General features: G+C 67.6%; 17 protein-coding genes and 7 pseudogenes. 15 read left to right on the top strand and 9 right to left on the bottom strand.

Annotation, left to right across the window (positions count from 1 at the left end; all coding sequences use genetic code 11):
- Window positions 1-130 precede the first annotated feature (130 nt).
- Window positions 131-1,345 carry an IS110 family RNA-guided transposase gene (locus ACZ9QC_RS42085; protein WP_472917948.1) on the top strand — a complete coding sequence of 405 codons (1,215 nt, stop codon included), beginning with the start codon at window positions 131-133 and terminating at the stop codon, window positions 1,343-1,345.
- Here ACZ9QC_RS42085 and ACZ9QC_RS42080 read toward each other — a convergent pair.
- The 3 genes and pseudogenes from ACZ9QC_RS42080 to istA form a co-directional block, all read right to left on the bottom strand.
- On the bottom strand, window positions 1,323-1,631 hold the full coding sequence (locus ACZ9QC_RS42080; RefSeq protein WP_472917947.1) for a DUF6009 family protein: 309 nt from the start codon (window positions 1,629-1,631) through the stop codon (window positions 1,323-1,325). The two genes, ACZ9QC_RS42085 and ACZ9QC_RS42080, sit on opposite strands and share 23 nt — an antisense overlap.
- A gap of 154 nt (window positions 1,632-1,785) precedes the next feature.
- A pseudogene (gene istB / locus ACZ9QC_RS42075) lies at window positions 1,786-2,556 on the bottom strand (IS21-like element helper ATPase IstB).
- Window positions 2,553-3,788: an IS21 family transposase gene (gene istA / locus ACZ9QC_RS42070; RefSeq protein WP_472917946.1), complete on the bottom strand. Its 1,236-nt coding sequence runs from the start codon at window positions 3,786-3,788 to the stop codon at window positions 2,553-2,555. The pseudogene istB and the gene istA overlap by 4 nt, the downstream one beginning before the upstream one ends.
- 312 nt (window positions 3,789-4,100) lie before the next feature.
- Between istA and ACZ9QC_RS42065 the strand changes: the two are divergent.
- From ACZ9QC_RS42065 to ACZ9QC_RS42045, 5 genes and pseudogenes are all read left to right on the top strand, one after another.
- A pseudogene (locus ACZ9QC_RS42065) lies at window positions 4,101-4,302 on the top strand (ATP-binding protein); the annotation flags it as partial.
- Window positions 4,303-4,444: 142 nt separating this feature from the next.
- Window positions 4,445-5,203: a class I SAM-dependent methyltransferase gene (locus tag ACZ9QC_RS42060; RefSeq protein WP_472917945.1), complete on the top strand. Its 759-nt coding sequence runs from the start codon at window positions 4,445-4,447 to the stop codon at window positions 5,201-5,203.
- A gap of 600 nt (window positions 5,204-5,803) precedes the next feature.
- Entirely contained in the window at window positions 5,804-6,379 is a 576-nt protein-coding gene (locus ACZ9QC_RS42055) for a hypothetical protein (RefSeq protein ID WP_472917944.1), read from the top strand.
- Window positions 6,376-7,194, top strand: coding sequence for a hypothetical protein (locus tag ACZ9QC_RS42050; RefSeq protein ID WP_472917943.1), 819 nt, complete (start codon window positions 6,376-6,378; stop codon window positions 7,192-7,194). Before ACZ9QC_RS42055 ends, ACZ9QC_RS42050 begins: the two co-directional genes overlap by 4 nt.
- Before the next feature lie 33 nt (window positions 7,195-7,227).
- Window positions 7,228-8,094 carry a hypothetical protein gene (locus ACZ9QC_RS42045; RefSeq protein ID WP_472917942.1) on the top strand — a complete coding sequence of 289 codons (867 nt, stop codon included), beginning with the start codon at window positions 7,228-7,230 and terminating at the stop codon, window positions 8,092-8,094.
- Between the two features lie 97 nt (window positions 8,095-8,191).
- Here ACZ9QC_RS42045 and ACZ9QC_RS42040 read toward each other — a convergent pair.
- Window positions 8,192-8,749: pseudogene (locus ACZ9QC_RS42040) on the bottom strand (helix-turn-helix domain-containing protein); the annotation flags it as partial.
- Here ACZ9QC_RS42040 and ACZ9QC_RS42035 point away from each other — a divergent pair.
- The 3 genes and pseudogenes from ACZ9QC_RS42035 to ACZ9QC_RS42025 all read left to right on the top strand — a co-directional run.
- Window positions 8,738-9,055 (top strand): hypothetical protein, encoded by a 318-nt coding sequence (locus tag ACZ9QC_RS42035; protein ID WP_472917941.1) that lies wholly within the window; start codon window positions 8,738-8,740, stop codon window positions 9,053-9,055. The pseudogene ACZ9QC_RS42040 and the gene ACZ9QC_RS42035 overlap by 12 nt on opposite strands.
- A 203-nt stretch (window positions 9,056-9,258) precedes the next feature.
- Window positions 9,259-9,522, top strand: coding sequence for a hypothetical protein (locus ACZ9QC_RS42030; RefSeq protein ID WP_472917940.1), 264 nt, complete (start codon window positions 9,259-9,261; stop codon window positions 9,520-9,522).
- Between the two features lie 147 nt (window positions 9,523-9,669).
- Window positions 9,670-11,177, top strand: a pseudogene (locus ACZ9QC_RS42025) (ISL3 family transposase); the annotation flags it as partial.
- A gap of 120 nt (window positions 11,178-11,297) precedes the next feature.
- Here ACZ9QC_RS42025 and ACZ9QC_RS42020 read toward each other — a convergent pair.
- Window positions 11,298-15,200 (bottom strand): hypothetical protein, encoded by a 3,903-nt coding sequence (locus ACZ9QC_RS42020; RefSeq protein WP_472917939.1) that lies wholly within the window; start codon window positions 15,198-15,200, stop codon window positions 11,298-11,300.
- A 212-nt stretch (window positions 15,201-15,412) separates the two neighbouring features.
- Here ACZ9QC_RS42020 and ACZ9QC_RS42015 point away from each other — a divergent pair, with 212 nt between their 5' ends.
- From ACZ9QC_RS42015 to ACZ9QC_RS42005, 3 genes and pseudogenes are all read left to right on the top strand, one after another.
- A complete protein-coding gene (locus ACZ9QC_RS42015) occupies window positions 15,413-15,673 on the top strand; it encodes a hypothetical protein (protein WP_472917938.1) in 261 nt (86 codons plus the stop codon).
- A 665-nt stretch (window positions 15,674-16,338) separates the two neighbouring features.
- A pseudogene (locus tag ACZ9QC_RS42010) lies at window positions 16,339-17,046 on the top strand (IS6 family transposase); the annotation flags it as partial.
- A gap of 169 nt (window positions 17,047-17,215) precedes the next feature.
- Window positions 17,216-17,959 (top strand): hypothetical protein, encoded by a 744-nt coding sequence (locus ACZ9QC_RS42005; protein ID WP_472922000.1) that lies wholly within the window; start codon window positions 17,216-17,218, stop codon window positions 17,957-17,959.
- A gap of 364 nt (window positions 17,960-18,323) precedes the next feature.
- Here ACZ9QC_RS42005 and ACZ9QC_RS42000 read toward each other — a convergent pair whose 3' ends face one another.
- Window positions 18,324-20,513 carry an MMPL family transporter gene (locus tag ACZ9QC_RS42000; RefSeq protein WP_472917937.1) on the bottom strand — a complete coding sequence of 730 codons (2,190 nt, stop codon included), beginning with the start codon at window positions 20,511-20,513 and terminating at the stop codon, window positions 18,324-18,326.
- A gap of 850 nt (window positions 20,514-21,363) precedes the next feature.
- Between ACZ9QC_RS42000 and ACZ9QC_RS41995 the strand changes: the two are divergent.
- Window positions 21,364-21,859, top strand: a pseudogene (locus ACZ9QC_RS41995) (beta-ketoacyl synthase N-terminal-like domain-containing protein); the annotation flags it as partial.
- A 20-nt stretch (window positions 21,860-21,879) separates the two neighbouring features.
- Here ACZ9QC_RS41995 and ACZ9QC_RS41990 read toward each other — a convergent pair.
- From ACZ9QC_RS41990 to ACZ9QC_RS41980, 3 genes are all read right to left on the bottom strand, one after another.
- Window positions 21,880-22,722 (bottom strand): helix-turn-helix domain-containing protein, encoded by an 843-nt coding sequence (locus ACZ9QC_RS41990; RefSeq protein ID WP_472917936.1) that lies wholly within the window; start codon window positions 22,720-22,722, stop codon window positions 21,880-21,882.
- Window positions 22,723-22,897: 175 nt separating this feature from the next.
- Window positions 22,898-23,269, bottom strand: a complete 372-nt coding sequence (locus ACZ9QC_RS41985) for a transposase (protein ID WP_472917935.1) — start codon at window positions 23,267-23,269, stop codon at window positions 22,898-22,900.
- A gap of 512 nt (window positions 23,270-23,781) precedes the next feature.
- The gene (locus ACZ9QC_RS41980) at window positions 23,782-25,134 is read right to left on the bottom strand and encodes an NlpC/P60 family protein (protein ID WP_472917934.1); all 1,353 of its coding nucleotides are present in this window, start codon (window positions 25,132-25,134) and stop codon (window positions 23,782-23,784) included.
- A 798-nt stretch (window positions 25,135-25,932) separates the two neighbouring features.
- On the opposite strand from ACZ9QC_RS41980, the gene ACZ9QC_RS41975 reads away from it, so the two are divergent.
- Together ACZ9QC_RS41975 and ACZ9QC_RS41970 are read left to right on the top strand one after the other, a co-directional pair.
- Window positions 25,933-26,307: a peptidase inhibitor family I36 protein gene (locus tag ACZ9QC_RS41975; RefSeq protein ID WP_472917933.1), complete on the top strand. Its 375-nt coding sequence runs from the start codon at window positions 25,933-25,935 to the stop codon at window positions 26,305-26,307.
- Window positions 26,308-26,444: 137 nt separating this feature from the next.
- Window positions 26,445-26,711: pseudogene (locus tag ACZ9QC_RS41970) on the top strand (transposase family protein); the annotation flags it as partial.
- Window positions 26,712-26,887 lie beyond the last annotated feature (176 nt).

The following is a 26,887-nucleotide window of genomic DNA, read 5'->3' as shown; positions in this document are numbered from 1 at the left end:
AAGGCACGGACAGACCGCTGACTAGGGGCATGACCAACGGCTTCTTCGCAGGTCGGGAGGCTCTTCGTAATGTGGATGTGGCGATCAGTGCCGTGGCAGGCCGGGCGAACAGGACCGAAGGAACCACGACGTGATCGACACCAGCGACATCGACGTCTACCTCGGACTGGACATCGGCAAGGGCGAACACCACGCCACCGCACTCACCCCGGCCGGGAAGAAGACCTTCGACAAGCGGCTGCCCAACAGCGAACCCAAGCTCCGCGAGGTCTTCGCCAGGCTGCAGGCCAAACACGGCACCGTCCACGTGGTCGTCGACCAGGTGGCCTCGATCGGAGCCCTGCCGCTGGCAGCCGCCCGGGACCTGGGCTGCCACGTCGCCTACCTGCCCGGATTAACGATGCGGCGGATCGCCGACCTCTATCCCGGCAAGGCCAAGACCGACGCGAAAGACGCGTTCATCATCGCCGACGCGGCCCGGGCCATGCCGCACACGCTTCGCTCGGTCGACCTCGACGACGAGACCATCGCCGAGCTCCAGATGATCGCCGGCTTCGACGACGACCTCGCCACCGAGGCCAATCGCCTCTCCAACCGGCTGCGGGGCCTGTTCACCCAGATCCACCCGCACCTGGAACGAGTCATCGGCCCGCGCATGCAGCACCCGGCCGTCCTCAGAATGCTGGACCAGTTCGGCTCGCCGGCACAGATCCGCAAGGCCGGACGCCGACGACTCATCGCTCTGATCAGCCCGAAAGCACCCCGCATGGCCCAGCGTCTGATCAACGACGTCTTCACCGCGCTCGACGAGCAGACCGTCGTCGTTCCGGGCACAGACGCGGCCGCGCTGATCGTCCCCAGCCTCGCCAACTCACTCCAGGCGGTGCTCGACCAGCGCAGACTCCTGGCCCACCGAATCGAGGAACCGCTGGAGGCCCACCCTCTTTCCAAGGTCCTGACGTCCATGCCCGGCATCGGCATCAGGACCGGAGCCCGCATCCTCATCGACGTCGGCGACGGCACCGCCTTCCCGTCCGCCGCCCACCTCGCCGCCTACGCCGGCCTCGCCCCAGCCACCCGCACTTCCGGGTCCTCCATCCGCGGCGAACAACCCTCCAGACGGGGAAACAAGCAGCTCAAACGGGCCTTCTTACTCTCCGCGTTCGCCGCCCTGGCCGACCCCGCCTCCCGCACCTACTACGACAAGAAGATCGCTCAGGGAAAGCACCACACCCAGGCACTCCTCTGCCTCGCCCGACGCCGAGCGGACGTACTCTTCGCGATGCTCCGCGACGGCCCCTTCTACCAACCACCAACCCCAACTACCCCTCGACCAAAGTCATAGGGCCCCCCACACACAACGCCAACGACCTCCCCAGCCCCCACCACCGACGACGGCCGCCCTCGCACCGCCCGGCCCCGCACCCCTCGCACCCCTCGCACCCCTCGCACCCCTCGCACCCAGACACGAACACGCGCGGGCCAACGGCCTCCGCAGACACCCCGGCCGCATACAAGCCAACCCAAGCAGTGCCCCGCCCGCGGCGCAGCAGCCACAAGACACAACACCGGAAGACGCCCGAGGAACGGGACGGCCCGGCTGCCGGTCCCGGCAGCACGTAGCCGACCATGCGGCTGTCCCGGTGGCACGGGGAACCTGCCCCGGCGCTCGTACAGCCCGTCCAGGCTCCGGCACACGCAGCCGAGACCGCCGACATCCTCGAGCCACACTGTCGGCGTACTGTCCCTTCGGGCCGGGCCGGTACGTGTGAACGTCCCCAGTTGTTAGGCCACGTCGGTCTCTCGCTCGATGGCCTGGAGGCGGTTCTTGAGCCGGTAGCTCGGGCCGTTGATCGCGATCACTTCGCAGTGGTGGAGGAGCCGGTCGAGGATGGCGGTGGCGAGGACTTCGTCGCCGAAGACCTGGCCCCATTCGCTGAAGGTCTTGTTCGAGGTCAGGATGATCGAGCCCTTCTCGTAGCGCTTGGAGATCACCCTGAAGACCAGGTTCGCCTCGGCGCGTTCGAGGGGCTGGTAGCCCACCTAGTCGACCACGAGGACGCTCGGCCGCAGGTAGGTGCCGAGTTTGTTGACCAGCCGGCCTGCCGCTTCGGCGGCTTTGAGGTTGCGGACCATGTCGTCGAGGCTGGTGAAGTAGATCGAGTAGCCGGCCCGGCAGGCCGCGACCGCGAGGGCAACGGCGATATGCGTCTTGCCCACCCCGGGCGGCCCCGGCAGGGCGGCGTTCGCCTTGCCGTCGACGAAGGAGAGGCTGGCGAGGTCTTTGACTTTGCGCGGGTCGAGCTCGGGCTGGAAGGAGAAGTCGTACTCGTCCAGCGTCTTGTGGTGCGGCAGCTTGGACAGTCGCAGGCCCCGGCGGAAGCGGCGGTCGTCGCGGACGGCGAGTTCCTCGGACAGGACCAGGTCGAGGAAGTCGAGGTAGCCCATCTTCGCCTCGTCGGCCCGGCGGGTGTACTCGTTGATGGTCTCTGCCAGGTGGGGCAGGCCGAGCTTGCCGGCCGTGGTGCGGATGCGGTTGCCGGCCAGCTCGCTCAAGACGACTCCTTCGTCGGGGAGTTGGTGGTGAAGGGCCGGGTGCCGGTCAGTTCGTCATAGACCGACAGCGGACGCCTCCCGACCTCGATCTGGGTTGTGGCGGACCGGTTCAACAGGGCCTGCAACGGCCCGATGCGACCGGACGCGGAGGACTCGCTCCGCGGTGGTGGCGGCCCGTCGCTCGTCGTGGTGCGGCGGTTCTTGCCGGTCGGCAGGCCGTCCCAGTGCTCGTCCTTCTTGACAACCACGCCGCGGCCGACCGCCCGCGGATGGCTGGACAGCAGGGTCTCGCCACTGGCATCAGGGGCGGTCGTGTGCAGCATGACCTGGGACTTCGTCGCTCTGATCTCCACCAGTTGACGCGGGCGGACCTTGCGGGCGGGCACCGAGTAGAGGTTTCCGCCGAACGCGACCAGGCAGTCCTTGCCGACCGGCCGCAGATGCCGCTCGGCCACCAGATAGGGCGAGAGTGGCAACGGCTTGAGGGCGGCGTGATCCCGGGCGGCCCGGTGTCCGATGACCTCGTGGTGGGTGGCGTGGGTGCGGGCGCGTCGCTGCGGCACCCACGCCATGAAGGCGGCATCCAGTTCCTCGAGCGAGGAGAACGCTCGCCCGGCCAGCACGTGATCACGCTCGATCAACACCTGGCGTTCGACCCGGCCTTTGCCGGTGGGCCGGTAGGCGGCCAGCACGTCGATGTCGAAGTCGTAGTGGCCGGCGAAGCCGACCGCTTCCGGATGCAGCGGCACCGCCTCGCCCGGGGCGGCGTGCCAGCGCACGACGGTCTTGGTCCGGTCGTAGACGATCGACATCGGCACCCCGCCGAAGTGCGCAAATGCCCGCCGGTGGCAGTCGAAGAAGGTCTGCAAATCCTGGCTCGTGGTGAAGCAGCAGAACGGGTCGCGCGAGTACGACAGCACCATATGGAACGAGTAGACCTTCGGGATTCCCAGGTGGGCGAGGATCTTGCCTTCATCGCCCCAGTCGACCTGAGCCTGAGCCTGAGCCCCGGGAACTACCTCGAAGCAGCGGTGCATACCCGCCAACTCCAGCGGATCGATGCCCAGTTCACCCGCGATCCGCGGCCGTGCCTCCTGCAGATACAGCTTGACCCGCTGATAGTTGATCGTCGAGCCGTACTCCTTCACCAGACGCTCGTGCACCACGGCGCCCTTGATGAGGATCTCTGCCCGCAGCATCGCGTCGATCAACGGCGCAACCTCGTCGACCACCTTCTTCCGGGGCCGACCCGTTCGACGTCCGCCTCGGCGGTACCGACGCCGCCGTGCTCGACAGATACTTGCGGACCGTCTTGCGGTCCAGCCCAGTCTCCTTGGCCACCTCCGTCAGACTGACCGCTCCTGACTCGACCAGAGCACGGAACCGCCGCAGTTCCAGCCAGCGCTGCGGATCCAAAACCACCGCGCCACCGCCCTCCGCCACCCTTCACCGGACAAGCAGCACAGTGCCGGGCACCACGATTCACCGCACCATCAAGCGTCCCTTTTCACTCGTACGCGACCGGGGACGATCGTGTGTACGCCGACAGCGAGGAGAAGAACAGCGTCGCCATCGCCTCCAACGAGTCGTTCGGCGGGTGGACCAGGACGTTCACCGATCCGCGGCTCTACGCGGCCATTCGTCGACCGCCTCACCTTCGGCGGGAACATCATCGAGACCGGCACCGAGTCCTACCGACTCGCCAGCACCAGGGCAGCCCAGGCCAAGGACACCGCCACGGGCTGACCTCAATCAGCATCATGTTCATCGTGGGCCCGAGCTCCGATGTGACAGCCTCTCGTCAGGCCCCGGTCAGTTGTTTGCGCTGAACGCGGATCTCGCCGTGCAGTGCTGACAACTTCTCCCAGCACCCGGAAAGATCACGGGCATGGCCTCTCACGCGAACCAAGCCCGCGCCCTGTCCTTCGACACCGTTGCCACGCAGTACGCTGCCGCCCGCCCGGACTATCCGCCGGCCCTCTTCGACGCCGTTGAGGAACTCGCCGGCCGACCGCTGGCCGGCGCCGACGTGCTGGACTGCGGAGCTGGCACCGGCATCGCCACCCGGCTGATGCGCGAACGCGGCGCCCGCGTCGTAGCCCTGGAGCCGGGCGCCGGTATGGCCGCCAAGCTGCGCGCGGCCGAGCCGGAGATCCCGCTGGTCCGGGGCGAAGGGAACCGTCTGCCCTTTACCGCCCACAGTTTCGACGTGATCACCTACGCCCAGGCCTGGCACTGGACCGACCCGGTCCAGTCCGTCCCCGAAGCACTACGCGTGTTACGCCCGCACGGCGTGCTGGCCCTGTGGTGGAACCAAGCCGACGTCCGCGTCCCGTGGGTCGCGGCGGAGGATGCCCGACTCGCGCCCTTCACCCGCAACTACCCGGCAACCGTGGCTGAGCTGTTCGCCCCGTTCCCGGTCCACGTCGCTACCCGCGAGATCCCGTGGTCGCGCCGGATCACCGTCGACGAGCACATCAGCAACCTCGGCACGCACTCGCACTTCGCGGTCATGGACCCCATCGAGCGGGCTGAACTCCTCGACATGAACCGCACCGCGCTGGCTCGCAGCTTCCCCGACGGCGAGCTCGACGAGCCATACCGTTGCGGCCTGACCGTCGTGCGATCAGCCACCCCCCACAGCTGAACAGAACCCAACGCCCACAGCGTCGCGGAACGGTCAGGCCCGAGCGTTGTCAGTTCTCATCGACATTTCCGAGGCGCTTGATCAGTAAGTGCTGCCCAAAACCGTCGACAAACGTTGCTCACTCTCGCTCACGAAACCAAAGATTTCATCACCGCCGGCACCTACATCGAGATGACCTCGCGCCTTCTCGAACCCGTTCTCCTGGCCCTTGTGGTGCTTGCCGTCCGCGGACGCATCAAACGCTGACGAACTTCGGGAGAAACGGAGTGAGCAGGGTCACAGGCAGCCGCTCAAGATTCATTGCCGGTACGCCCGCCTCTTGGGACCGAGAGAGGAAGACACTGCGTGAGGAACGGAGCAGATGTGAACACTCGTCTGGCCATACCAGCTCAGCCGTCTTACCGAACCTTCGTGCCCATCTCCCTCCCTGCAGCGCCGCTCGGTATGGCAGTCGTCGTAGCCACTCCTGCCGACGGCGGCGTCCGTTTGGCTCACCGAGATCAAGGTCCTGGGCCTGGTCCTCTCTCAACTGCTGGTCCGGAGCCGGATCTTGTACGCACGTTGCGGCTGCGAGGCAGGGCAACTGGAGTGATCCAACACTTGACCGGCAACACAGTGATCAACCTTGATAGATCTCCTGGCGATGTGGATGACATCGCTGCTGAGGTCCTGACTCTTCCGCGCAGCGAACGGTGGCGGGAGGCGGTTACGACGGCGCTCGTCGGGGAGTGGTGTGAACCCCTGGCGCACGCCGGCTACCTTCCCTCCACAGCTCTCGGCGCGCTGAAGGCCGAAGCCCAGAGACTGCACCGGCAGCTGGTTCCGATCTGGCGACGGCGCACCCGGCACGGCCGTGTGCTGTCACTCGGTGCCGACCTCGGCGACGGGCTGTCGCTGTACGACTCGGTCGCCGCCGATGTCGACCTCCTCACTCACACCACGAGGGGGACGTACGAAGACGACAGGCTCAACGCCGTTCTACGCGTCCTCGACCCAATCGAGCGGCAGGTGGTGTTCGCCTACGCCGAGGGCGAGGGCACCACCTGGACCGAAGCCGCGGCCGCCGTCGGCGCTGTCGACCCCGAAGCCTTCGGCGAGCGCGTCCGCCGCAAAGCCAAGCGACAGGCCGCGGAACAACAACGCCGCCTCGCGCAGCGGCGGGAGGGCATGTCATGACCGCCTACCGCCCGTCGGCACACTCGCCAGGGACGACGTTCTGGGTGGCGATGAAGCCCAATAGCGAGCCTGCAGTACCCGTAGCCGTCCCGCTACACGATGCCCCTGTACGTCTCAATGACCTCGACGCACCGCTCATCTGGGCGCGAGAGGACGGCGGGCTCCGTGTGGCCTCCCGCAGGCTCGTCACCGGTCCGGTACATCACACCTCCACGCTGCTCTGGGCGATGCTATGCCGAAGGAGCATCGTCGTACCCGCCCAGGGCGGCACCCTCCTGACTTTGGCGGCTCGGGAACTGGTGCTCCCACAGAGCACCCGCTGGAGGGAGGCTGTCTCCACCGCCCTACTCGGCCGCTGGTGCGACCCGCTGATGGCGAACGGGCACCTGCCGCCCACCGCCTTCGGGGAACTGAGGGCAGAGGCCCGTACCTTGCACCGGCAGCTGGTTCCGATCTGGCGGCGGCGCACCCGGCACGGCCGTGTGCTGTCACTCGATGCCGACCTCGGCGACGGGCTGTCGCTGTACGACCTGGTCGCCGCCGACGTCGACCTGCTGACCCACACGACGTCCGGCGTGTTCGAAGATGATCGGCTCAACGTCGTGCTGCGCGGTCTCAACGAGGACGAGCGGCGGGTGATGTTCGCATACGCCGAAAGTGCGGGCATCACCTGGGCCGAGGCCGCGGCCGCATCCGGCGCCACGGACCCGGCCGCCTTCGGCGAACGCGTACGGCACAAGGTTAAACGGCTCGCAGCAGAACAGACCCGGCGTACTGCACAGAGGCGGGTGGAGCGCCTGCCTGAGACGGAGTAGTGGAGACACCGGGCAAGGAAGGAGTACAGCACAATGCCGAGGCCCACCCGCCGCACGTTCCCGGAACCCGCGTTGACCGATCACTGGCATCCCCTCATCCCTGGACGCAAGGCCGGAGAGTTGCAGGATTATGTCGTTTACACCGCCACCGGCATCCGCTGGAGAACCACAGAAGAATTCATGCGTCGCCGCAAGGCCCGCACCAGCCTGGCGTACCGGACGCACCTTGAACGGGTGAAGCCCGCCGAGAGGCCCGCTGGTCCACGGGACCTTGAACGGGCTCTGGTGCTCCGCGGGGCTGTGTGCGGCTCGTGGCCCCAAACGCTGGGCCTCTACCCCATCCGCGCCCCGCGAGATGTCGCTATCGACCGGATCGCCGCTGAGGTGCTGATGGTTCCTCGCAGCAAGCGGTGGCGGGAGGCCGTCTCCACGGCTCTGGTCGGCGCATGGTGTGAACCACTGTGGCAGACTGGGCGTCTACCGACTACTGCGCTGGGCGCGCTGAAGGCGGAAGCCCGCGCCCTGCACCGGCAGCTGGTACCGGTGTGGCGGCGCCGCACCCGGCACGGCCGGGTGCTGTCCCTGGACGCCGACCTTGGCGGCGGGCTGTCACTGCACGCCCTGGTGGCCACGGATGCCGTTTACCTGACCCACACGACGGGTGGGGTCTTCGCTGACGACCGGCTCCACTCTGTCCTGCGCGGGCTCGACCCAGCCGAGCATGCGGTCGTCTTGGCCTACGCCGAAGGTGAGGGCACCACCTGGACGGAGGCCGCCTCGTTCGCCGGCGCCGCCGAGCCGGAGGCCTTCGGCGAGCGCGTACGGCGCAAGGTCAAACGACTCGCCGCCGAACAGCACCGCCGCGCCGAGCAGCGGCGCCCCGGTCTTCCGCCCGCCTGACCCGGACTCCGCCGCGATCCGCAGACCAGTCTCCCCACCACCTCCCTGTGGCGTCTCTCCCCTCAGCTGGGTTGCCCGGCTAAGGGCCTGCCGGTAATCAACACGTCGGTTTGATCTTGGTCTTATCTGGCTCGAGGAATCTGGCGATGTCTTCAGGCGTGTGGAAACGGGCTGTTGAGGCGGGGAGACAGACACCGTTGGCTTCCAGTGGCGGGCGGACATCTTTCACTGCACGGCTGATGGTCATGGCGGTGGTGTTGAACAACTGGCCGAGAAGCTCCTGAAGAGAGTGTTTCCGCAGGTAGAGGATGGTGACCAGGATCTGGTCGGCGGGAATGAGTGTGGGTTTGCGGCCGGTGCCCGGGGCGACACGGCGTGGTCCTCCGCGAGCTGCATGGCGGACCTGCTCACGGCGCTCTTCCAGCCTGGGGATCAAAGAGTGGGTCAGGTCGCTGAGGTGCTTGCGGGACATGCCGGTCAGCTCGGGGTGCTGCAGGTCATCGAGGCTGAGGGGGTGAGAGCTCTCGGCTGGCCATCCGCGTTGCGGGGGAAGGATTGGGGCCGGTTGGTGATCTGCGGGGTGAAAGGTGTAGTTCCAGTCTCCGTGGAAGCGGTGGCGGGTGATCGGCAAGGCGGCGATGGCTTGGTCGCTGACCTCGGGGACGAGCTCTCGCTGCACGACCTGGTGGCTGCCGACATGGCCCTCCTCGCCCGTGCGGCGGGCGGAGAGTTCGAGGATGAACGGCTCAACACCGTCCTGCGCGCCCTCGCCCCGGACGAACGGCAGATGGTGTTCGCGTACGCCGAAGGCGAGGGCAGCACCTGGACGGAGGCCGCCGCGTTCGCCGGCGCCGCCGAGCCGGAGGCCTTCGGTGAACGCGTGCGGCGCAAGGCCAGGCGACTCGGTGCCGAACAGCGCCGCCGCGCCGCGCAGTTGCTCCCCGTCCGTCCGGTGCCCTGACCCGGCCCGATCTTGCTGCTGTAAGGCCCAGGTTCCACATCGCTCCCATGTGACCCGCTCATGCGCGGGCGAGTTGCGCGGCTAACCCGCCACTCATGCGGTCCTGCCCGAGCTGCAACCCCGCGACGCAAGGGCTGAAGAACCGCTCATGCTCCAGCCCGCATGCGAGAGGCACATGCCCGTACCCAAGGGGGAACTTCTCCATGAACGTGACACTTGACCTCGGCACCGTCCTCGTGGCGGCGATGGCGCTCGCCGTCGGCTGCTGCGTCTACCAGTGGATTACGCCGACCGCAGGTACCGGAAGCGCGGCGACCAGAGGCGAGCGACTGCTGGCCGCAATCACCGCGGCGGCCGCCGTCGTCGCCATCGGCGCCTTCCTCACCAGCGGTATCAAAGCCGCTGAACCCTCATCAGGGAGCCCAGCCCCCAGCCCGAAGATCACCAGCACCGGCAGCACCCCATAGCCCGTGCCTCGCGGCCGGCGCCGAACCGTGCGACCACGACGCTGGTCCGGTCGTCAGCCGGGCCTCGCTTCGGGCGGATCTGGCGAACGCCCTGGACCGCGGTATCCGTCTTGCCGACCGCGTCAGGAAGATGATGCGAACACGCTTGTGCGAACGGTCTTTTCGGGGTTGTCGGCGTTGGTCATCGAGGATGTGGCGGACGGTGGCGAGATAGTCCGGGTTTCGGCTCGGACCCGGGATGTTCCCGTTCCCTGTCCGGTGTGCGGCGTGGTGACGGGGAGGGTCCACGGGTATCACCGCCGGACGGTGCGGGATGTGCCGGTCGACGGCCGGCAGGTCGTGGTCCGGGTGAGGATACGACGGCTGGTCTGTCCGGTCCTGGGCTGCAGGCGGCAGTCCTTCCGAGAGCAGGTCCCTGGGCTCCTGGAGCGCCATCAGCGCCGCACCACACGTCTGACCGGCCAGCTCTCCGAGCTGGTCAGGGAGTTATGCGGCCGGGCGTCCGCCCGACTCGCCCGATCTCTGGCCGTGCCCGTGTCGTACGCCTCCGCCCTGCGGCTGCTGCGGCGGGTGCCCTTGCCGGAAGTGCGGATCCCGCGGGTGATCGGGGTCGACGACTTCGCCCTGCGGCGCCGCCACAGCTACGCCACGATCATCATCAACGCCGAGACCGGTGAGCGAATCGAGGTACTGCCCGGCCGCGAAGCCGCCACTTTGGAAGCCTGGCTGCGCGGACATCCGGGTATTGAGGCTGTGTGGACGGATCGGCCACCTACGCCGAGGCGGTCCGCCGAGCCCTGCCCGACGCGGTTCAGATCAGCGACCGCTGGCACCTGTGGCACAACCTCGCCGAGGCCGTCCGTAAAGAAGTCGCCGCCCACAGCACCTGCTGGGCGAAAACGGGCCCGCCCCCCCCGGCCGAGGGGAGACAGGCCGCCACCACCCGCGAGCGTTGGCAGCAGGTCCACGCCCTGCGCGAGCGCGGATTCGGACTTCTGGAGTGCGCGCGCCGCCTGAACCTGGCTCTCAACACCGTCAAGCGCTACGACCGCGTCGCCGAGCCCGAGCGCCTCATCCGCGCCCCAAAGTACCGGCCCACCCTCGTGGATCCTTACCGTGATCACCTGCGCCGGCGCCAGCTGGAGAACCCGGCCGTCCCCGTCACCCATCTCCTCCAGGAGATCAGGGAACGGGGCTAAACCGGCAGCTCGAACCTGCTCGTCCGCTACATCAACCAGGGCCGCGTCGAGGCCGACCGGCCCGCACTCTCGCCCCGGCGCCTCGCCCGCTATCTGCTTACCCGCCCCGACCGCCTCAAGGACCACCAGCGGGAACGCATCGAGGCCGCCCGCACCGCCTGCCACGAGATGACCGCTCTGGCCGACCTCATCCACCGCTTCGCCGTACTGCTGGATCCCGCCGACGGTAACGCCGCCCTGTTGAGCACCTGGATCACCTCGATCCAGGCCGAGGACCTGCCCCACCTGCATGCCTTCACCCGGGGCCTCGAGAAGGACCGCGCCGCAGTCGACGCCGCCCTCACCCTGCCGCACCACAACGGCGGCACCGAAGGCGTCAACAACAAAACCAAGCTGATCAAGCGCCAGATGTACGGCCGCGCGAGCTTCCCCCTCCTCCGCCACCGCATCCTCCTGGGCCGACCACACCCTCCGTCACCACCGACTACGGAACAGACCCGCTCACCGTACAGACCCTCAGCGGATGGCTGGGCTGCACAGTTGCCTGAAGATGCGGCGGGCTTGCGGAGTGTGGACTCAGGCTGCTGCCGGGGTGGGCGTGGGGTCCTCTTGTAGCTCAGGCCAGAGCTCTCCGCATTGCATGCGGGCATGAATACGCAGACGTGCAGTGATCGTGTGCCGGACAGTGGTGGGTAGGTCCTTGCAATGTGCGAGATCGCGGAACCAAGTGGGAGGAGTGGTCAGGGAGACCTCGTGAGCTTGCGCGAAGATCTCCACAGTCTTGCGGGCCAGGGCCACCTCGCCGCCGGCCAGACCCGTCACGAGTTGTCGGCGCGCGCTGGGGCCGAGTTTGTCCAGCAGCTCTACCAGGAGCGTGACGAGACGCGCAGCGAGATCGTTCGTGCGGCTGTCGTTCTGCGCTGTGTAGGAGCGAAGGCGCGTCGACATGGTCTGCAGGCCCTGCGCTGCCTTGGTAGGTGCGGCTGCGGTCATGCGTTGGAGGAGTCGTCCCAGTTCTCGTACGTCGTCGCTGTTGTAGGTCTGCATGGAGCCGTCTTCTGGCAGGACGAGGGCGAGTGTGGTCTGCAGAGCCAGGTCTTGTTCCTCTGGTGTGTCGATTGGTCCGAGGCGTCCCCAGATGCTGGCTACAGCATGGTGGATGAGGTGGACGCTCTTGTTTCGGCCACCGTTTTGTAGGTGTGGAGAGGAGAGGTGGGTGAGGTGTTCAAGGAGTGGGCGGGTCTTCGGGTACGTCCAGTGCCCGGATCGTGCTGCTGAGATCGCCGTCTCCACAACGGCTGTGTGCAGGGGCTGCCCGGGGTGGGTTGCGGTCAGGATGCCCAGTAGTTCGGCAGGGGATGGGGGCGCCCAGTTTGCATGATCGATCAGTGCGCGCCGCAGACGATAGCCTTCTCGCCTGCGGCCCTTGTCTGTGCTTTCACAGAGTGCGTCTGTGAGCCTTTTCAGGCGCCGCGTGTCGGCCGTGGAGGGCTGACGGTCGCTCCTCCCGATGATTTCGATGGCCGTGGTCAGCAAAGACGTCTTGCTCAGGAGCGCTGCTTCGGCGACCAGGTAGCGCAGGAGTTGCGGGTGGTCGCCGACCATGTCGGTGAAGGGCTTCCTGATGGAGCCCTGTGCCGCGGCTGTCGCTGGTTCGGCGCGGGTTTCCGCATCGGAGGACCATTGTTCGAGGGCGTGCTGGGCGGTTTCGTGGCCGGCCGCGACAGCTGGGACCACGAGTCGGGCTAGGCCGTTGCGGTCGAGCCAGACCCGTGGGGACGCATTCTCGGGCAGCAGCTGGCGAAGGATCTCGAGGGGAGGTTGTGCGGCGGCAAGGGCGTCTGCGAACCAGGAGGCGGGTGTGCGTCGCTGGCGTCCCTCCTCGTATGCCGGTGCGGGCAGCTGGCTCAGGGCGTTGCGGCATGCGGCGCGTAGGTGCTGCTCGAAGGGGCTGGTTCCGCAGTTGCGCAGGGCGGGGACCAGGACGTGGTCCTTGGCGGCCGTCTGGGCGGCGGCTGTCGGCAGGTCGATCAGTTTACTGATCACCCTCTGAGCGGCTCGGTCGTTGAGCTGCTGGGAGGCGATGGACGTTCCGTGGAGGCGTGCCCGCTGCAGGGAGTGGGTGAGGTCCGTCGCGAGCACGCTGAATACGGCGGCGAGAAGGTCGTCGTGAGGCAGTCGGGTGTGGTGGGCGGCCCAGAGAGTACCGACGGCCTGTTCCACTGGTTCAAGGTAGAGGCTCTTTTTGCTGCCCGGTTCCCGGTGTTCCAGAAGTTTTTGGAAGCGGTCGAGGGCGGCACCCCACTGTTGCGCACGTGTGTGCGGGTCCCGGGCGCGGCGGGCCTCGTGCGCGGCCGCCCGGACGGCATCGGCGGCGACTTCGTACTTCCCTGCGGCGATCATCTTCCGGCAGACGTCGGCCAGCCATTCCAGGGCCTTGTCCGTGTCGTAGACGAAGGCTGCGCGCAGTAGATCGAGGACGGTGTCCTTGTGCGCTGCCAGTTCGTCGTCGGGCAGGTCGATCAGCCACTTCAGGCGCTCGGCTGTGTCGAGGAAGTCGATGGTGGTGTCGGGGTGTTGGGGCAGGAGGCGTCGGAGGGTCTCGAACATCTGCAGCCGCACTGGCTTGGCTCCCCGGTAGCCGTCTGCACCGGTGATCTTCCATACCGTTTCCAGGTCGCCGCGCCAGCGTTCTGCGCGTCGGTGGCGGTGGGCAGGGAGCACTTTCAGAAATCGCTTGAGGGTCTCCGAGGGGAGGGAGTGCAGGACGGTGCGGGCTGTGGTGCTCACCTTGCCGGGCGCGCGCAGCATCGCGTAGAACTCGATACCGGTCGCAGCCAGCCGGTCATGGTGCAGCAGCGGGGCCAGCAGGGCGTCGGCTGCTCCAGGAGCCAGCCGTGGCACGAGCTGCCCCGCGACTGCGGCCAGCACGAGATCGTCCGGGTGCTGCACGAGACGGTCGACCAGTTCCTGGCTGCGGCGGCTTGCCCACAGGTAGTCGGCGACCATGTACTCGAAGAAGGTCTGGTGGAAGAAACGGATGGAGGATGTGTGGGGAATCGCTGCCACCAGGCCGCGGCGTCTGAGCTCGTCCACGTCGGCGCAGATCTCTTCCCAGCTCAAATCTGGCAGTAGCGCTTCAAGGTGGTGCCCTTCGTCCTCGAGGTCCACTTCCAGGGTGTTGGCGGCAAGCATGTAGCGGGCCAGGGCCCGCGCTGTCGCTTCCAGGTTGCGTGCGGCCTGCGGGCGTTGGGACGTCTGTCCCTGTCCGGCTCGCACGTCGCGAATTAGGCGTCGGCGGCGTAGCGCGGTGAACAGCGAGGTGACATCGAGGTTCTTCACAGGCGGATCGGGGGCGTAGATGTCGAACAGCAGACGCAGGTAGAGCGGGTTGTTGCAGACCTCTGCCAGGGGCAGTCCTCGGTAGACGGCTTCTGCGATGTCTTCCTCCAGACGAGCCGTGGCCCCGTTGCCGTAGAGGCGGTCAGGGCAGAAGGCCTGACTGTGACGTGCGATGGCTTCTTTGCGTTCCTGAGGGCTGTACCAATCCAACTTCAGCTGGGCCCTGAGGTATCCGTCGGGTCCGGTGCACGGGCCGGAGGGCGGCAGCGGCAGCTCCAAGTCGGCCAAATCGTCGGCGTCGTCGTCGAAGGGCAGTTGCGCGGCCTCGCCTGGCCTGCAGGACATGACCACGGCTACCTGGGCGCGCTGCATCGCTTTCAGCAGGTTCGCTACCGCATGGCGTCCTGGCTCGCTGTGCACCAACAGGTCGAGCGTGTCGACCAACAGCACGGGCGTTCGGCCGTTCGCCGCGCAGTAGCGCGTGGCCTCCTCGATCTGTGGAACGGTCACGGCGGTGGGCAGGTCCGCAGTGCCCGGCCGCAGACCGTCCAGCAAGTACGTGGCTTTCACGAACAGGGCTTCGAATTGCGGCTGTTGGGCCAGGGTGCGCTGCAGATTCCACAGCACACTGGATTTACCCGACCCCGGCTGGCCTGCGATCAGCTGCGCGCACCGGTCTGGCACGGCTTCCAGCACCAGGTGCTCAATGTCCCGGCGCACATACAGGTCCTCCAGGCGAACGCCGCGACGGAAACGCTCGTTCGGCTCCACGACCAGCCTGAGGTCGTCGACTGCTTGCACGGTCAGACGGCGTAGGCGCTCCAGGGTTCCAGCGCCCGGCAGGGCTGCAGCGGCTCGTTGCTGTTCGAGGTGAGCTTCTGTCAGCTGGGCGAAGCGGGCGGCCTGTTCGGGAGTGAAGCGGGCGTCCAGTTTCTGGGTTACCACCCGCATACGCAGGAAGCGGACGACCGAGACGAGGAGTTCGGGCTTGTCGGGGACGGCCTTGCGGGTCATCCAGTCCGAGAGTGTGGACGTCGCCACCTTGGTAGCTCGGTGCACTTGTGTGTAGGTGGGCCGGCCGGCCAGTACGTGCAACGACTTCAATGCGGCAGCGAAATCCGTTCCGTGTTCCGACACTGCCAACACTCCTTCTCTTGGCCCTGTCTCTTTCTACCGCACCGTTCCCGGCTGTCCGGCCGGATCCGGTCGGACAGAACAGGCAAGGCGCGTGACCTGCGCATCCTTAACGACGCAGTTGTTCAACGGAGCCGGACGGAACAAGAAATGGCGAGGTAGGGGGCACGTCGCCACCCGGCGACGTGCCCCCTATATGTTCTGGAAGGACAGCGATGCTCAACCTGCTCGCAGCCGCGACCACCTCGTGCCACTCCGTCTCTGCCGCGGACCGTATTCTGGGCGTACTGCCCTGGATCGTGCTCGTGCTGCTGCTCGGCCTCATCACCGGTCTCGTGGTCGCCTGGATCAGTCACAAGGCGGGCGACAACGCCTGGGAGGCAGCCCGTCATGGGTTCACGGCAGCAGTCCTTCCCGCTGGGCCGCTGCTGGCCGTTGTCACCCTGGTCTCCACATTGATGCTCACATGCCGGTAACCACCGCGGCGCCCTCCTTGAGGCACGATGATCTGATGCGCCGAGTGGCAGCCCACTCGGCGCATCTGTCGTTTCACAGACCCTGCTGATTCCTGCTGTGGGCGGCGGAGCGGGAGGAATCGGCGCTGCCACTGCGTTTGGCGTTGCGGGCCGGCCTGCGTGATCCCGCACTGCAGCACATCCTCGCAGTCCGTGCGCGCAGTCCGCGCACGCGCTATTACCTGGACTGCACCGACTTCATCAGCCGCCGCCATCCGCGGATGCCTGGGAAGAGTTCATCCCCCTGCTGGTCAGCATCTGCACCACACCCGAATGGCTGGAGGCATTTCAGCAGGACGTTATCGCTCTGGACCCGGCGTTGGACGGTGCCCACGCCCTGGGCCGGCGCGCGGCCGCCCTGCTCGCACCGGCCCTTCCAGCAGCAGGGGCAGAGCACCCTGCAGTCAAGGAGCTGACGGCCGTGCTGCCGAGGTCGAGGAGCCGGAGGATACGGCTCGGTTGTCGTCCTGCAATGTCGTTGTCGCTACCCCGCAGATTCTCAACCGGGGTGTGGGGAAGGCGCCGGGGGGGTGCTGCTGTCGGGGGTGAGCTGCCGGCGCGGCGATGTCACGTTGGTCAGCCGGGTGGGATGATCTTCTGGTTGATCGTGCTGGAGGGGGCTGGCCGTGGGGACCGTGTCGCCGTCGTACAAGGGGCACCGGTACCCGGTCGAGGTCATCTCCCACTGCGTGTGGCTGTACTTCCGCTTCCCGCTGTCGTTCCGCGAGGTCGAGGAGCTGATGCTCAAGCGCGGGATCGTCGTCTCGTACGAGACGGTGCGCCGCCGGTGTGCCAAGTTCGGGCAGCGGTACTCGGGCGCGCTGCGCCGACGGCAGCCCCGGCCGGGTGACAAATGGCACCTGGACGAGGTCTTCATCAAGATCAATGGAGAACAGAAGCACCTGTGGCGGGCCGTCGACCAGGACGGCAACGTCCTGGACATCCTGGTCCAGAACCGACGCGACAAGGGTGCGGCCAGGCGGTTCTTCCGCCTCCTGATGAGGAAGACGCACGCGGTGCCGCTGGTGATCGTCCCCGACAATCTCCGCTCCTACGGCGCCGCCCACCGCGAGGTCATGCCCTCCGTCGAGCACCGTCAGTCGAAGTACCTCAACAACCGAGCCGAGAACAGCCACCAGCCCACCAGACAGCGTGAACGGGCGATGAAGGGCTTCCGCTCCGCGGGCGGGGCCCAGCGGTTCCCGTCCGCGTTCAGCGGTATCTCGCCCCACCTCCGGCCCCGCCGACACCTGATGACCGCTGCAGCCCACCGAGCCGAGATGAGCATCCGCTTTGCAATGTGGGAGCAGATCACCGGCGTCGCCGGCCTCGCCACGCTGCCTGAGCACAGCCCGGAACCGAACTGCAGCACGCCGCGACGCCATCAGCCACCTACCCAACAACGTGGCAGCCTCGGCGCACGGATTCGCCCCGCACACGATCGACGCGTTCGCGACGGGCGACATCCGCACCTAGCTCTCCCGGTGGGCGCGCGCCACCCACATGCCCCCGCCCGACGCCGAACGGCTGCTCACCGAAGTCATCTCCTCCCCCGAGATGATGTCCCTGGTCACCAACCCGCTACTCCTGACCCAGATGGCCGCCGTCTACGAGCGCCAAGGCCATCTCCCGCACCGGCTGGTCGACCTGTACGACAGCACCTACACCCTGCTGTTCGGCGGCCGTGAGCTGTACCGGGGTATTTCCCGCTCCGCCATCGGGCCGGAGGAGCTCGGCCAGATCGTGTGCCGCCTGGCCTACCAGTTCGTCATCCGGCCCGGCGGCGGTCCCGACATGACCGGTCATGACTTCACCGCAGCTCTGGGCCGGGCGCTGCGCCACACCGTCCCCGACAGGTACGGCTTCTGGCTCACCGACGAACTGCTGGCTCTGTTCTCCGAGTCGGACTTCCCCGTCCGTCCGGCACCGACCACTGCCTCCGGCACCGAGCCCCGCTGGACCCTGGTGAGGGACCCCTTCGGCCAGTACCTCGCCGCCCGCTACATCGCGCAGTACAGCAGCCAGCGCGAAGTCGTCGACAGGGTACGCAGGAGGATCATGAAGGCCGACCACGCCACGGGCTGCATCGAAGGCGCCGTCCATGCCGTCCGCCTGCTCGACGAACGGGCCCCGTCCACCGCCAACCAGCTCCTCACCGCCCTGAAGCACGAACTCGACCGGACCGCGAACCCCCACATCCGAAGACGCCTGGAACAGATCCTCAACGAGCAGCGAACGACCCCCTGATGCCCGGCGCGGAGACGGAGGACGACCTGTAGCGGGCAACGCCTCGAGGGCCCTGCCGGAGCGTCGGCGGGCCGGAGTTCGGCAGGCTCTCGGGAACGCGACGGCCGCCGCGAGTGTCTCGCGGAAGGTTCCGCTGCTCATCAACGTCCTTTCTATTACCGTGTGGCCCCACGGCTGGGGCGGTCCCACGATCGCGGCAGGCACCGGGGCGTGTCGCCCTGCCAGCGCAGGCGTCCAGATACTGCGAACGCGGTACCTTCGCGGCCAGGGGTGTTGCGTAGTCTTGGTCATCGGGGTGGGCCCCTCCTCGCGGGGAACGGGACCGCCACCTCCCGCGGAGTGGCCGGTCGCACGTCGTCTTTCCCTACCTGCGGCGCTCTGACAGGTCGTAGGCCTCCTGTCGGCCCGTCCCGAGGGCGGACGGGTGACCGTCGCCTTCGGCGGCCGAGCGGGCCGCCGCGCCCTGCGCCCGGTCCCCGTGCCCCGGCCACCATGCCGCGTGGCCGATCAGCGCCGTGAGGCTCGGCGTGAAGAACAGCGCCATGACGAACGAGGTGATCGCGATGCCGAAGGAGAGGGCGAAGCCCATCTGTGTCAGCAGTGTGTTGCCCGCCAGCATCATGGTGGCGAACGTCGCCGCCAGGATGAACCCGGCCGTGGCCACCGTGGGCCCCGCGTGCCGCACCGCCATGCTGGCGGCCGCACGTGGATCACGGCCCTCCCGGGCCTCCTCGCGGAGCCGGGCGATCATGAGGATGTTGTAGTCGGTGCCGATGGCGACCACGAAGAGATACATGATCGCCGGGAGCATGAACATCAACCCCGAGCGTCCCTGGATCTCCTGGAAGAGCCACACGGTGGCGCCCAGTGTGGCGCCGAAGCCGAGGCCCACCGACACCATCAGATACCAGGGGGCGACGACGCTGCGCAGCAGCAGCGCGAGGATGACCATGATCAGAGCGGCGGCGACGGGGAACACTGTCCGGTAGTCCCGGTTGACCGCGGTGTCGATGTCCTTGTAGATCGAGGACAGTCCGCCGACGAGGGCCTCGGTGCCGTCCGGGGCGCTGGCGTGCGAGACGTCCCGCACCCTGCCCACCGTGTCGATCGCCTCGTCCGACGATGCCGCGTGGTCGAGGGTGACGGTGAATTCCGCGGTGGTGCCCTCCTTGTTCACCTGGGCCATGCGGGCGCTCGCCACGCCGTCCACGGAACGCAGTTCCTTCGTATAGTCGTCGAACGCGGCGCGGTCCAGCGGTTTGCCGTCGGTGCTCGTCAGGTAGACGTCGGTGGGGGCGGCCGCGCCGGCCGAGTACGCCTTCTGCATCTCGTCCTGGACGACCATCGACTCCTTGCTCTTGGGCATCGAGCCCGAGGTGAGGTCGAAGGTGGCGTTGTAGTTCAGGGTGCCCAGCGACAGCGCGACCAGGACGAAGCCGGACGCGGCGGCCCACAGGGCCGGGCGGCGTTGCACACCGCGGCCCAGGGCGGCGAACCGGGCGCCGGACGGTTCCTGCTTCCACGATCGGGAGGGCCAGAAGATCTTCGGCCCGATGAGCGAGACGACGGCTGGGATCAGGGTCAGGCCGGCGAGCAGCGTGGCGGCGACAGCGATGGCGAGAGCCGGACCCATCTGCCGCAGGAAGCCCAGTGTGGACAGCACCAGCGCCAGGAAGGCGATGATGACCGCGCCGGCGGCGGAGGCGATGGCCTCCCCGACCCGGTCGACCGCGTTGATCATCGCCTGCTTGGGCTCGTCACCGGCGCGCAGACGTTCTCGGTAACGGAACATCAGGAACAGGAAGTAGTCCGTGCCCACGCCGAAGAGCACGACGATCAGGAGGGACGAGACCGAGCTGTTGGCCTGGAGGTCGAAGAGTTTCGTTGCGTACGCGATCAGTCCGTTGGCAACCACGGCCACCATGCCGATCAGCACCAGGGGAAGGACGGCCAGGATCGGCGCCCGGAAGATGACCAGCAGGGTCACCAAAATGATCGCGAAGGTGCCGATGCCGATCAACTGCTCGCCACGCTCGGCCGATTCCTGTTGATCGAGGGCCTCCGCGGCGGGCCCGCCGACCTTGACGTCAAGCCGGGTGCCCTTCGCCAGAGTCTTGGCGTCCTCGCGCAGCACCTGGGCCGCCTCGGCCTGAGCGGACTGATCGGCGTTCTCATCGTCCATCTGGACCAGGGCCATGGTGTACCGGCCGTCCTTGGACGGCTCACCGGATACGACCCGCTCCACCTCGTCGATGCCCCTCTTGCCCAGCTCTGAGGCGATGCGGGCGGCGTCCTTCTGGTCGGCGGCGGTCAGCTTGCCCCCGTCGGCGCGTTGGTACAGCACTGTCGCGGACGGGATGAAGGTGCTGGGGAACTCTTTGTCCTGGAGATCCGCCGCCTCGATGGACTCGTAACTCCTTGGCAGGAAGTCACTCTGATCGCTGGTCGAGGGAAGGCTCGGTGCGGTGGCGGATATAGCGAACGCCGCGATCAGCCAAGCCAAGATCGTCCAGACGGGATGTCGGACGACGGTGTTCCCGATACGTCGGAACATGCGGAAGTGGCCTCCTGGGTGGGAAGATCACCACAGCCTGGGTGAGCTGACCCAGGCATCGGCGACCTCGACCGGCAGTCACTGCGAAGCCGGTCGAACGGTTGTCTACGGGATGGTTGCCTCGATGCCAGTACGAGGTGATCGGCGTCCCGTGATGACGCGCGGCCCGCTGTCTTCGACGAGGTCTCGCGGACCGTCGTGTGCTCGCCGTGATCATGGAACGAGCCTGACGGACCGGGCGCCGCCGCCACATCGTCCATCAGGCCCGAAGTGGCATCGTCCGATCGGTGGATGGCCTGCGACTACCGCGCCCACGGAGCGCGCGCATCTTGACCACGCGCCCCCTGGACCGTCGCGGAAAAAGGATGGTCGTGGTGTTCAACTGAGTCCATGAGGCGGGTGACGCATGGTTATGCTCCAGAGCGAAGAAAGAGTTCTCGACGCCCTCAGTTCGCGAGTGGCGCGGTGGGTTGAACACCGACAGGGCCAACGGACGGCAAACGAGCCCGACTTCAGATAGGGACCGGATTTGCCTCCCATCGCACCCGGCCCTTAATTCACGGGAGAAATCCGCAGTGCGTTTCCGGGCGGGAGCGGAAAAGCGAGTTCAGAAGGTGAGGATGATCATGGACGTCGATCGAGCTCCGAACGCCTTCCTCCAGCTTCGCCCACCTCGCTGGCTGGAAGAACAACGCCGCCACACACGACCACTACCGAAACCGCCCGGCCGACGCCCTACGCGAACTCGGTCTCACGGGCCGAGCACGCATCACACCTGAGCATAGGGCTGACGACGAGCGCGGAATTATGTCCGGTCGATGCAGAGTTTGCTGCGCGAGAACGGGGCGGAATGGCTGAGGAACAGCAGCTTCGCGACTATCTCAAAGCCGCGACTGCCAAACTGCGCAGCACTCGTACGGAGCTGCGGAAACTATCCGCACGAAGGCACGAACCCATCGCCGTCGTCGGCCTGGGCTGCCGCTACCCGGGCGGGATCGACGGCCCCGAGGCGCTGTGGCGGCTGGTCGCGGACGGCACCGACGCGATCGTCGGCTTTTCCGCCGACCGCGGCTGGGACGCCGACTGCCTCTACGACGACCCCGACCTGCCCGGCTCGGCCACCCACGAGGGCGGCTTCCTGTACGAGGCAGACGAGTTCGACGCCGACTTCTTCGGCATCAGCCCGCGCGAGGCGCTGGCGGTGGATGACCCATCAGCGGCTGCTCCTGGAGACCTGCTGGGAGGCGATCGAGCGCACCGGTCTCGACCCGACCGCGCTGAGCGGCTCCCGCACCGGTGTGTTCGCCGGCCTCTACTCCTCCTCCGTGACCTACGGCAGCGGCGGCGACCTGGACTTCGGCGAGGCCTACTCCGCGCCCGTATGGCCCTTCTCATCGAAGTAGTCGGCCATCATCAGCTCCACGTAGCGCTCCACAGCGCGGGTCTGCGCAGGTGATGGCTGGACAGTCGCCGTGCGCATGGCCTGAGCCCCGAGCGTGATCCCCCGCTTGTCGGCGTCGCTGAAGTCCGGCTCCGGCGGGCGCACTCCGGCTGCTTCCTCTGCGGCCTCCACCGCCGCGCGGTGCGCCGCCATCTCCTGGGCGTACCGCTCAACGCGGACGTCATCGACATGGACGTCAGCCAGCTCTTCGAACAGCGTATTCAGCCGCAAGTCTTCCGCCTTTAGACCCGGACGGCTCTCCAGGAAGGCTTCAGCACGCACTATGTCGAGCGCGAAGCTGGTGCCGAGGGTCGCCTCCAGCAGGAGCATGAACTCCTGCTCGTCCTTGCTGGGGACCTCAAGTCCGGCTGCCTTGTAGGCGGCAGCCACCTCGGGGGTGAACAGGCCCGTGGTGGTGCCGAACTCGCGGAGCCGCGCTGTCATCGCCCGCTGCTGCCGCAACGCCTCCTCCTTGGCCGCCAGGACGCGGTCCAGCTCGGTCAGGAGTGTCTGAATCTGCTGGTCATCGCTGGCGTTAGCGGCCTCGCGGACAGCCTCCAGGCTCAGCCCGGCCGCGGTCATCCGCTGAACCCACAGCAGTCGGGTGATTTCCCCCATGCGGTATGCCCGGTTGCTCGTGCCGTTCCGGTCAGGCTCGGGCACCAGGCCGATCTCGTGGTAGTAGCGGATGGCCCGGGGCGTGAGGGAGGTCAGCTCGGCGACCTCGCCGATGGACAGCGGCTTGTCAGGAAAATCTGTCGCGTGCATGGGCTACATGCCAGCACATTCCGCTACGTCATCCGCAAGCTGAGCTTGACTCTGTCGGGGATCTTGGTGTCAGCGGAGTCAAGTGCCCACGGTTCGCCAGGACTTCGGGCGAGGGATCTCGCGCTGGTCGAGGTTGTTCTGGAAGGCAGTCGGCCGGCGGGGGGTGTGGGCTTCCTCAGCCGGTGGCAGCCCGCTGAGGCGCTCGATGTTGACGGCGATGGCCGTCAACACATGCTGAACGCGGACCTTTCTCTGACCGCTGGTAGCGGCAGCGCCGTATGCCGTGTCCGTGGGCGAACGCGTTGACCGTGCTCTCCACTCCGGAGCGGATCGCGTAGCGGGTCTTCCACTCGGACGTCTGCTGCTCGATGCGGACGCGGAGTTGCAGGTCGCGGAGCTCTCGTGGAGGAAAACCCACGGTGCGGTGGCTTTCGCGGGAGGTGGTGCACTGAGGGCGAGCCGGGCAGGGCTGGCACTGGTCATTGCAGATTGGCCCGCAGGTGAGCCCGCCCCCAGACGGCTGGTCTCCCACGGACGGATCTAACATGAACGAGCCTCAAATCGTGAGCCTCGCGCCCTGTCTCTGAGCGCGAGCAGCCCGTCCGTCGCGACTCCCCCTCACCAGAACGCCCAGCCAGGTGCCAGCGAGCACGCCTACCTCGCGATCATGGAGTGGGTGTACGCGCCTACATGGCCGGTATCGCCCCCGCCCCGGCCAGCCCCGGCTTCCGATGCTTTCTCCTCCGGCCCCACCTCGGCCCCACGGGGAGATCACACAGGTCTCGGGCAGCCACGAGTCGCTGTGCGGTGAGATCCGCAGCGAGTGGGAGGTCGACGCCAGGGGGCCGCACCCTGGCGTACGCGGCGGTCAGACGCGCGAACATCGGGGCCACCCTGCGTCCGCCGACGGCCTCGGCGGACACGGTGCGCGAGGGACATACCCCGCTGGCACGGGTGGACGGCGTACGCTTCCTCGGCCGCCAGATCGGCCTCGTACCCCCTCCCCTCGCCGACGGACGGCCTACGGAGCCCCGGAGTTCGCGGCGTACGGCACGCGCGTCAGAACCAGGCCGTGCATGCGATCGAGCCGCCGGGGCCGTTGGTGCCGCAGGCACGCATCACCAGCCCGTTGTCGTTCCACTGGGTGGTGTAGGCGTCGGTGCCGGACGTGATCCTCGCGTAACCGAGCATGGGGTCCCAGGTTTCTCCGCCGTCGCCGCTGCGGTCGACCCAGATCTCGTCGCCGATCGTGCCGCCGATGATGCGGCCCCAGGCACACGCGGTGGTGCTGTTGTAGCGCAGCTCGACGGTACGACCCCACACGGTCGTCGACTTGGCCGTCCACGCACCCGAGGAGTTCGGTTCGGTGCCGTTACCGCACGAGGTGTTGGAGTCGGCACCGTCCAAGGTGCCGCCGATACGGGAGAACTCCCCGCAGGACGGCACTCCGGACATGATCGCCGGCCCTTGCAGGAACAGGTTGCTGACCCAGCTGCGATAGTCCGGCAGATACGTCCAGACGTTGTTGACCATGCCGTTGTACGTGGCCCGCTCGCCGACCCGCTGGCACAGGCCCCGCACGGCGACCGAGATGCCGTTGCGGATCTGCCAGTTGATCGCGCTGCCGGTGTGGGAGTCGGCGCGCAGGTTCGGCTGCCCCCAGGTCTTCAGTTCCTTGCCGTGCCCGTCGTACTCCCAGACCGGGAACACACCGTCGGCGAGCGGCCGCAGCGCACCCCGGTAGCGGTCCCACTTGTCGCTGCCGACCCGGATCGGGTAGCCGGACTCGGGTGCCTCGATGTACTTGCCGTCGCCGAGGTAGAGCGCCACGTGGGTGAGATTGGCGCCGAAGTAGAGGATGTCACCGGGCAACAGGGGGGCCTCGCCCTGCTCCTTGGTGAACCGGGTGTGCGCGTAGCCCGGGTTCTGCCAGGTCGACTGGGTCGTCCGCTCGCTGATGAGGTCCTGGCGGGTCGCCTTGTACCAGGCCCAGCGGACCAGGCCGATGCAGTCGAAGCTCCAGTACTTGGTGTCGTGCTGGGCCATCGGGTCCAGGGAGGCTATGCCTTGGCTGGGGCCCGGGAGGCCCTCCGCGTGGCCGCCGCCCCACGCGTAGATCTTGCCGATGTAGCGGCAGGCGGTCTCCACGGCGTCCACGGCTGCGATGCTCGCGCCGGCCTTCAGCGGGGCGCAGGTGTCGGCGGTGGCGGCCGGCGCGGCGGTCTTCGCGGGCGTGATGGCCGCCGGAGCCGCAGCGGTCTTCGCGGGCGTGGTGGTCGCCGGAGCGGCCGTGGCGGTGGTGGTCGGCAGACCCAGACAGGCCACCGAGACGGCTGTGGCCAGCAGCAGCCGCAACGGGCGGAAGCGGCGGTGCTGTCTTCGGCCGCCGTCACCTGGCGTGCTTCTTCGCATGTCGTTCGTTCCCCGGTTCTCTCAGGTCTCGTTGTGGGCGTACGCTCCCCACGTCCCGAACCTTCCGGCAGCGCACCGCGAGACGTCCACAGCAGCACGGTTGCCCTCTTCGACGGTCAACGGGAAACCCCTGGGAAACCCCCGGTGACCAGGTTGATCGCCGATCAGGACAAGTTCCGGCATGTCTGGTCCGATGCTGGTGACCGACTTTCCGGAGCCGCTTTCCCCTGCCGCGCTGCGGGAGTTCCACGCGTTGACGGTGAAGCTCTCCTCCCGCTTGGAGGAGAAGCGGCCCGGGTTCTTCGACGTCAACGTGCCCGCCGAGCGACTGGGCAGGACCGGCGAGAGGAGGACTGGCGCGAGCCGTTCCCGCTGCGACTCCAAACCTGGAAGTCCTCGTCCCGCCATAACCCGTCGAGCCGGCCCCGTACCCACATCGCCGTCGTGCCGCCCGGCTTGCTCGCCCGCGCGACCTTGGCAGTCAGTGACGGAACCTGCTCACCAGAACGGGCGCGGGCAGACATCGAGCACCGCACTACCTACTGAACCTCGAACCCTCCCGAGCATGCCGCTGATCAAGCCCTCGCACCGGCGAATCTCAAGATCTCCGACAGAGTCAAGCTCAGGCGTGCAGGCAACGACCTCAATGGCACTGCCACGGACGGGAGTTGTGGGCCACATCACTCCTGCGAACCATCTGTGCGCGGGGACGCTCTTACCGGCGGAAGGCCCCGAGATCGACAGATGGACGGGGCGGCCACGACCGCGCTTTCACAGGCGGCAACGGGAAGGGTGCTCATGAAACTGAATCTGAAGACCGCGGCGGCGGGAGTGGCCATCGCCGTCACCGCCGTCCTGGCGGCCTCGGGAACCGCGGCGGCCGACTACAACGCCTGCCAGGCGGGCAAGGTCTGCCTCTTCGACGGCCACGACGGCACGGGGGACGTCCTCCAACTCGACGGGGTGGACAACCCCAACGTCGGCCAGGCGTGGAACGACCGGGCCAGCTCGGTCTGGAACCGCACCGACAAGTATGTGTGCGTCTGGACCGACGCCAACTACCGCGACAGCAACTGGATCATCGGGCCGGGGCAGAAGCAGGAACTCCTGTTCTTCTGGGACAACGCGGTGACCAGCATCGAGGTCCACTACGGCTACGGCTGCGGCGGCTGATCCGACGAACCGACCATCCCCGCCGTCCCCGCGAAGCGCGGGGGGACGGTGGAGACGCGGTGTTTCCCGCCCCATGACGGACGGCTACTGCGCCCAGGCCGCTACCGCAGCCCAGTCCGCACCAACCGCAGCATCCGATCTGTGAACGCCAGGGCATCCCGATCCTCGCCAACCGCACCTACCAAGGCGCCGACCCCTGGGTCACCGCCGGACTCAAACGGCCACCCGGTGGTGAACTCACCCCCACCCAGCGCACCGTCAACCGGGCCCTGGCCGCGGCGAGAGCCCCAGTCGAACGCCGCATGGCACGGCTGAAGCCCTGGCAGATCTTCCGCAGGTCCCGGATCAGCCCCAACCGCACGACCGTCATCACCAAAGTGATTCTGCCGTGGCGGCGCATGAAGACAGGGCTTCTGGTGCAGTTCGGAGTTGCTGAGACACCGATCACGCCGGGAGCCCTGTTGTCACCGTTGTAGGCGGTCGGGGCTGCCTGGTTCAACTCGTCCGACGGGGCGTGCGATTGCCTCGTTCACCGGTTCGGGAACGCGGCCGACCAGCCCGGCCGGGTCCGGGCCTACAG

This window comes from Streptomyces sp. HUAS MS02 (assembly GCF_055702265.1).
This window is presented reverse-complemented; position numbering and strand designations above follow the sequence as displayed.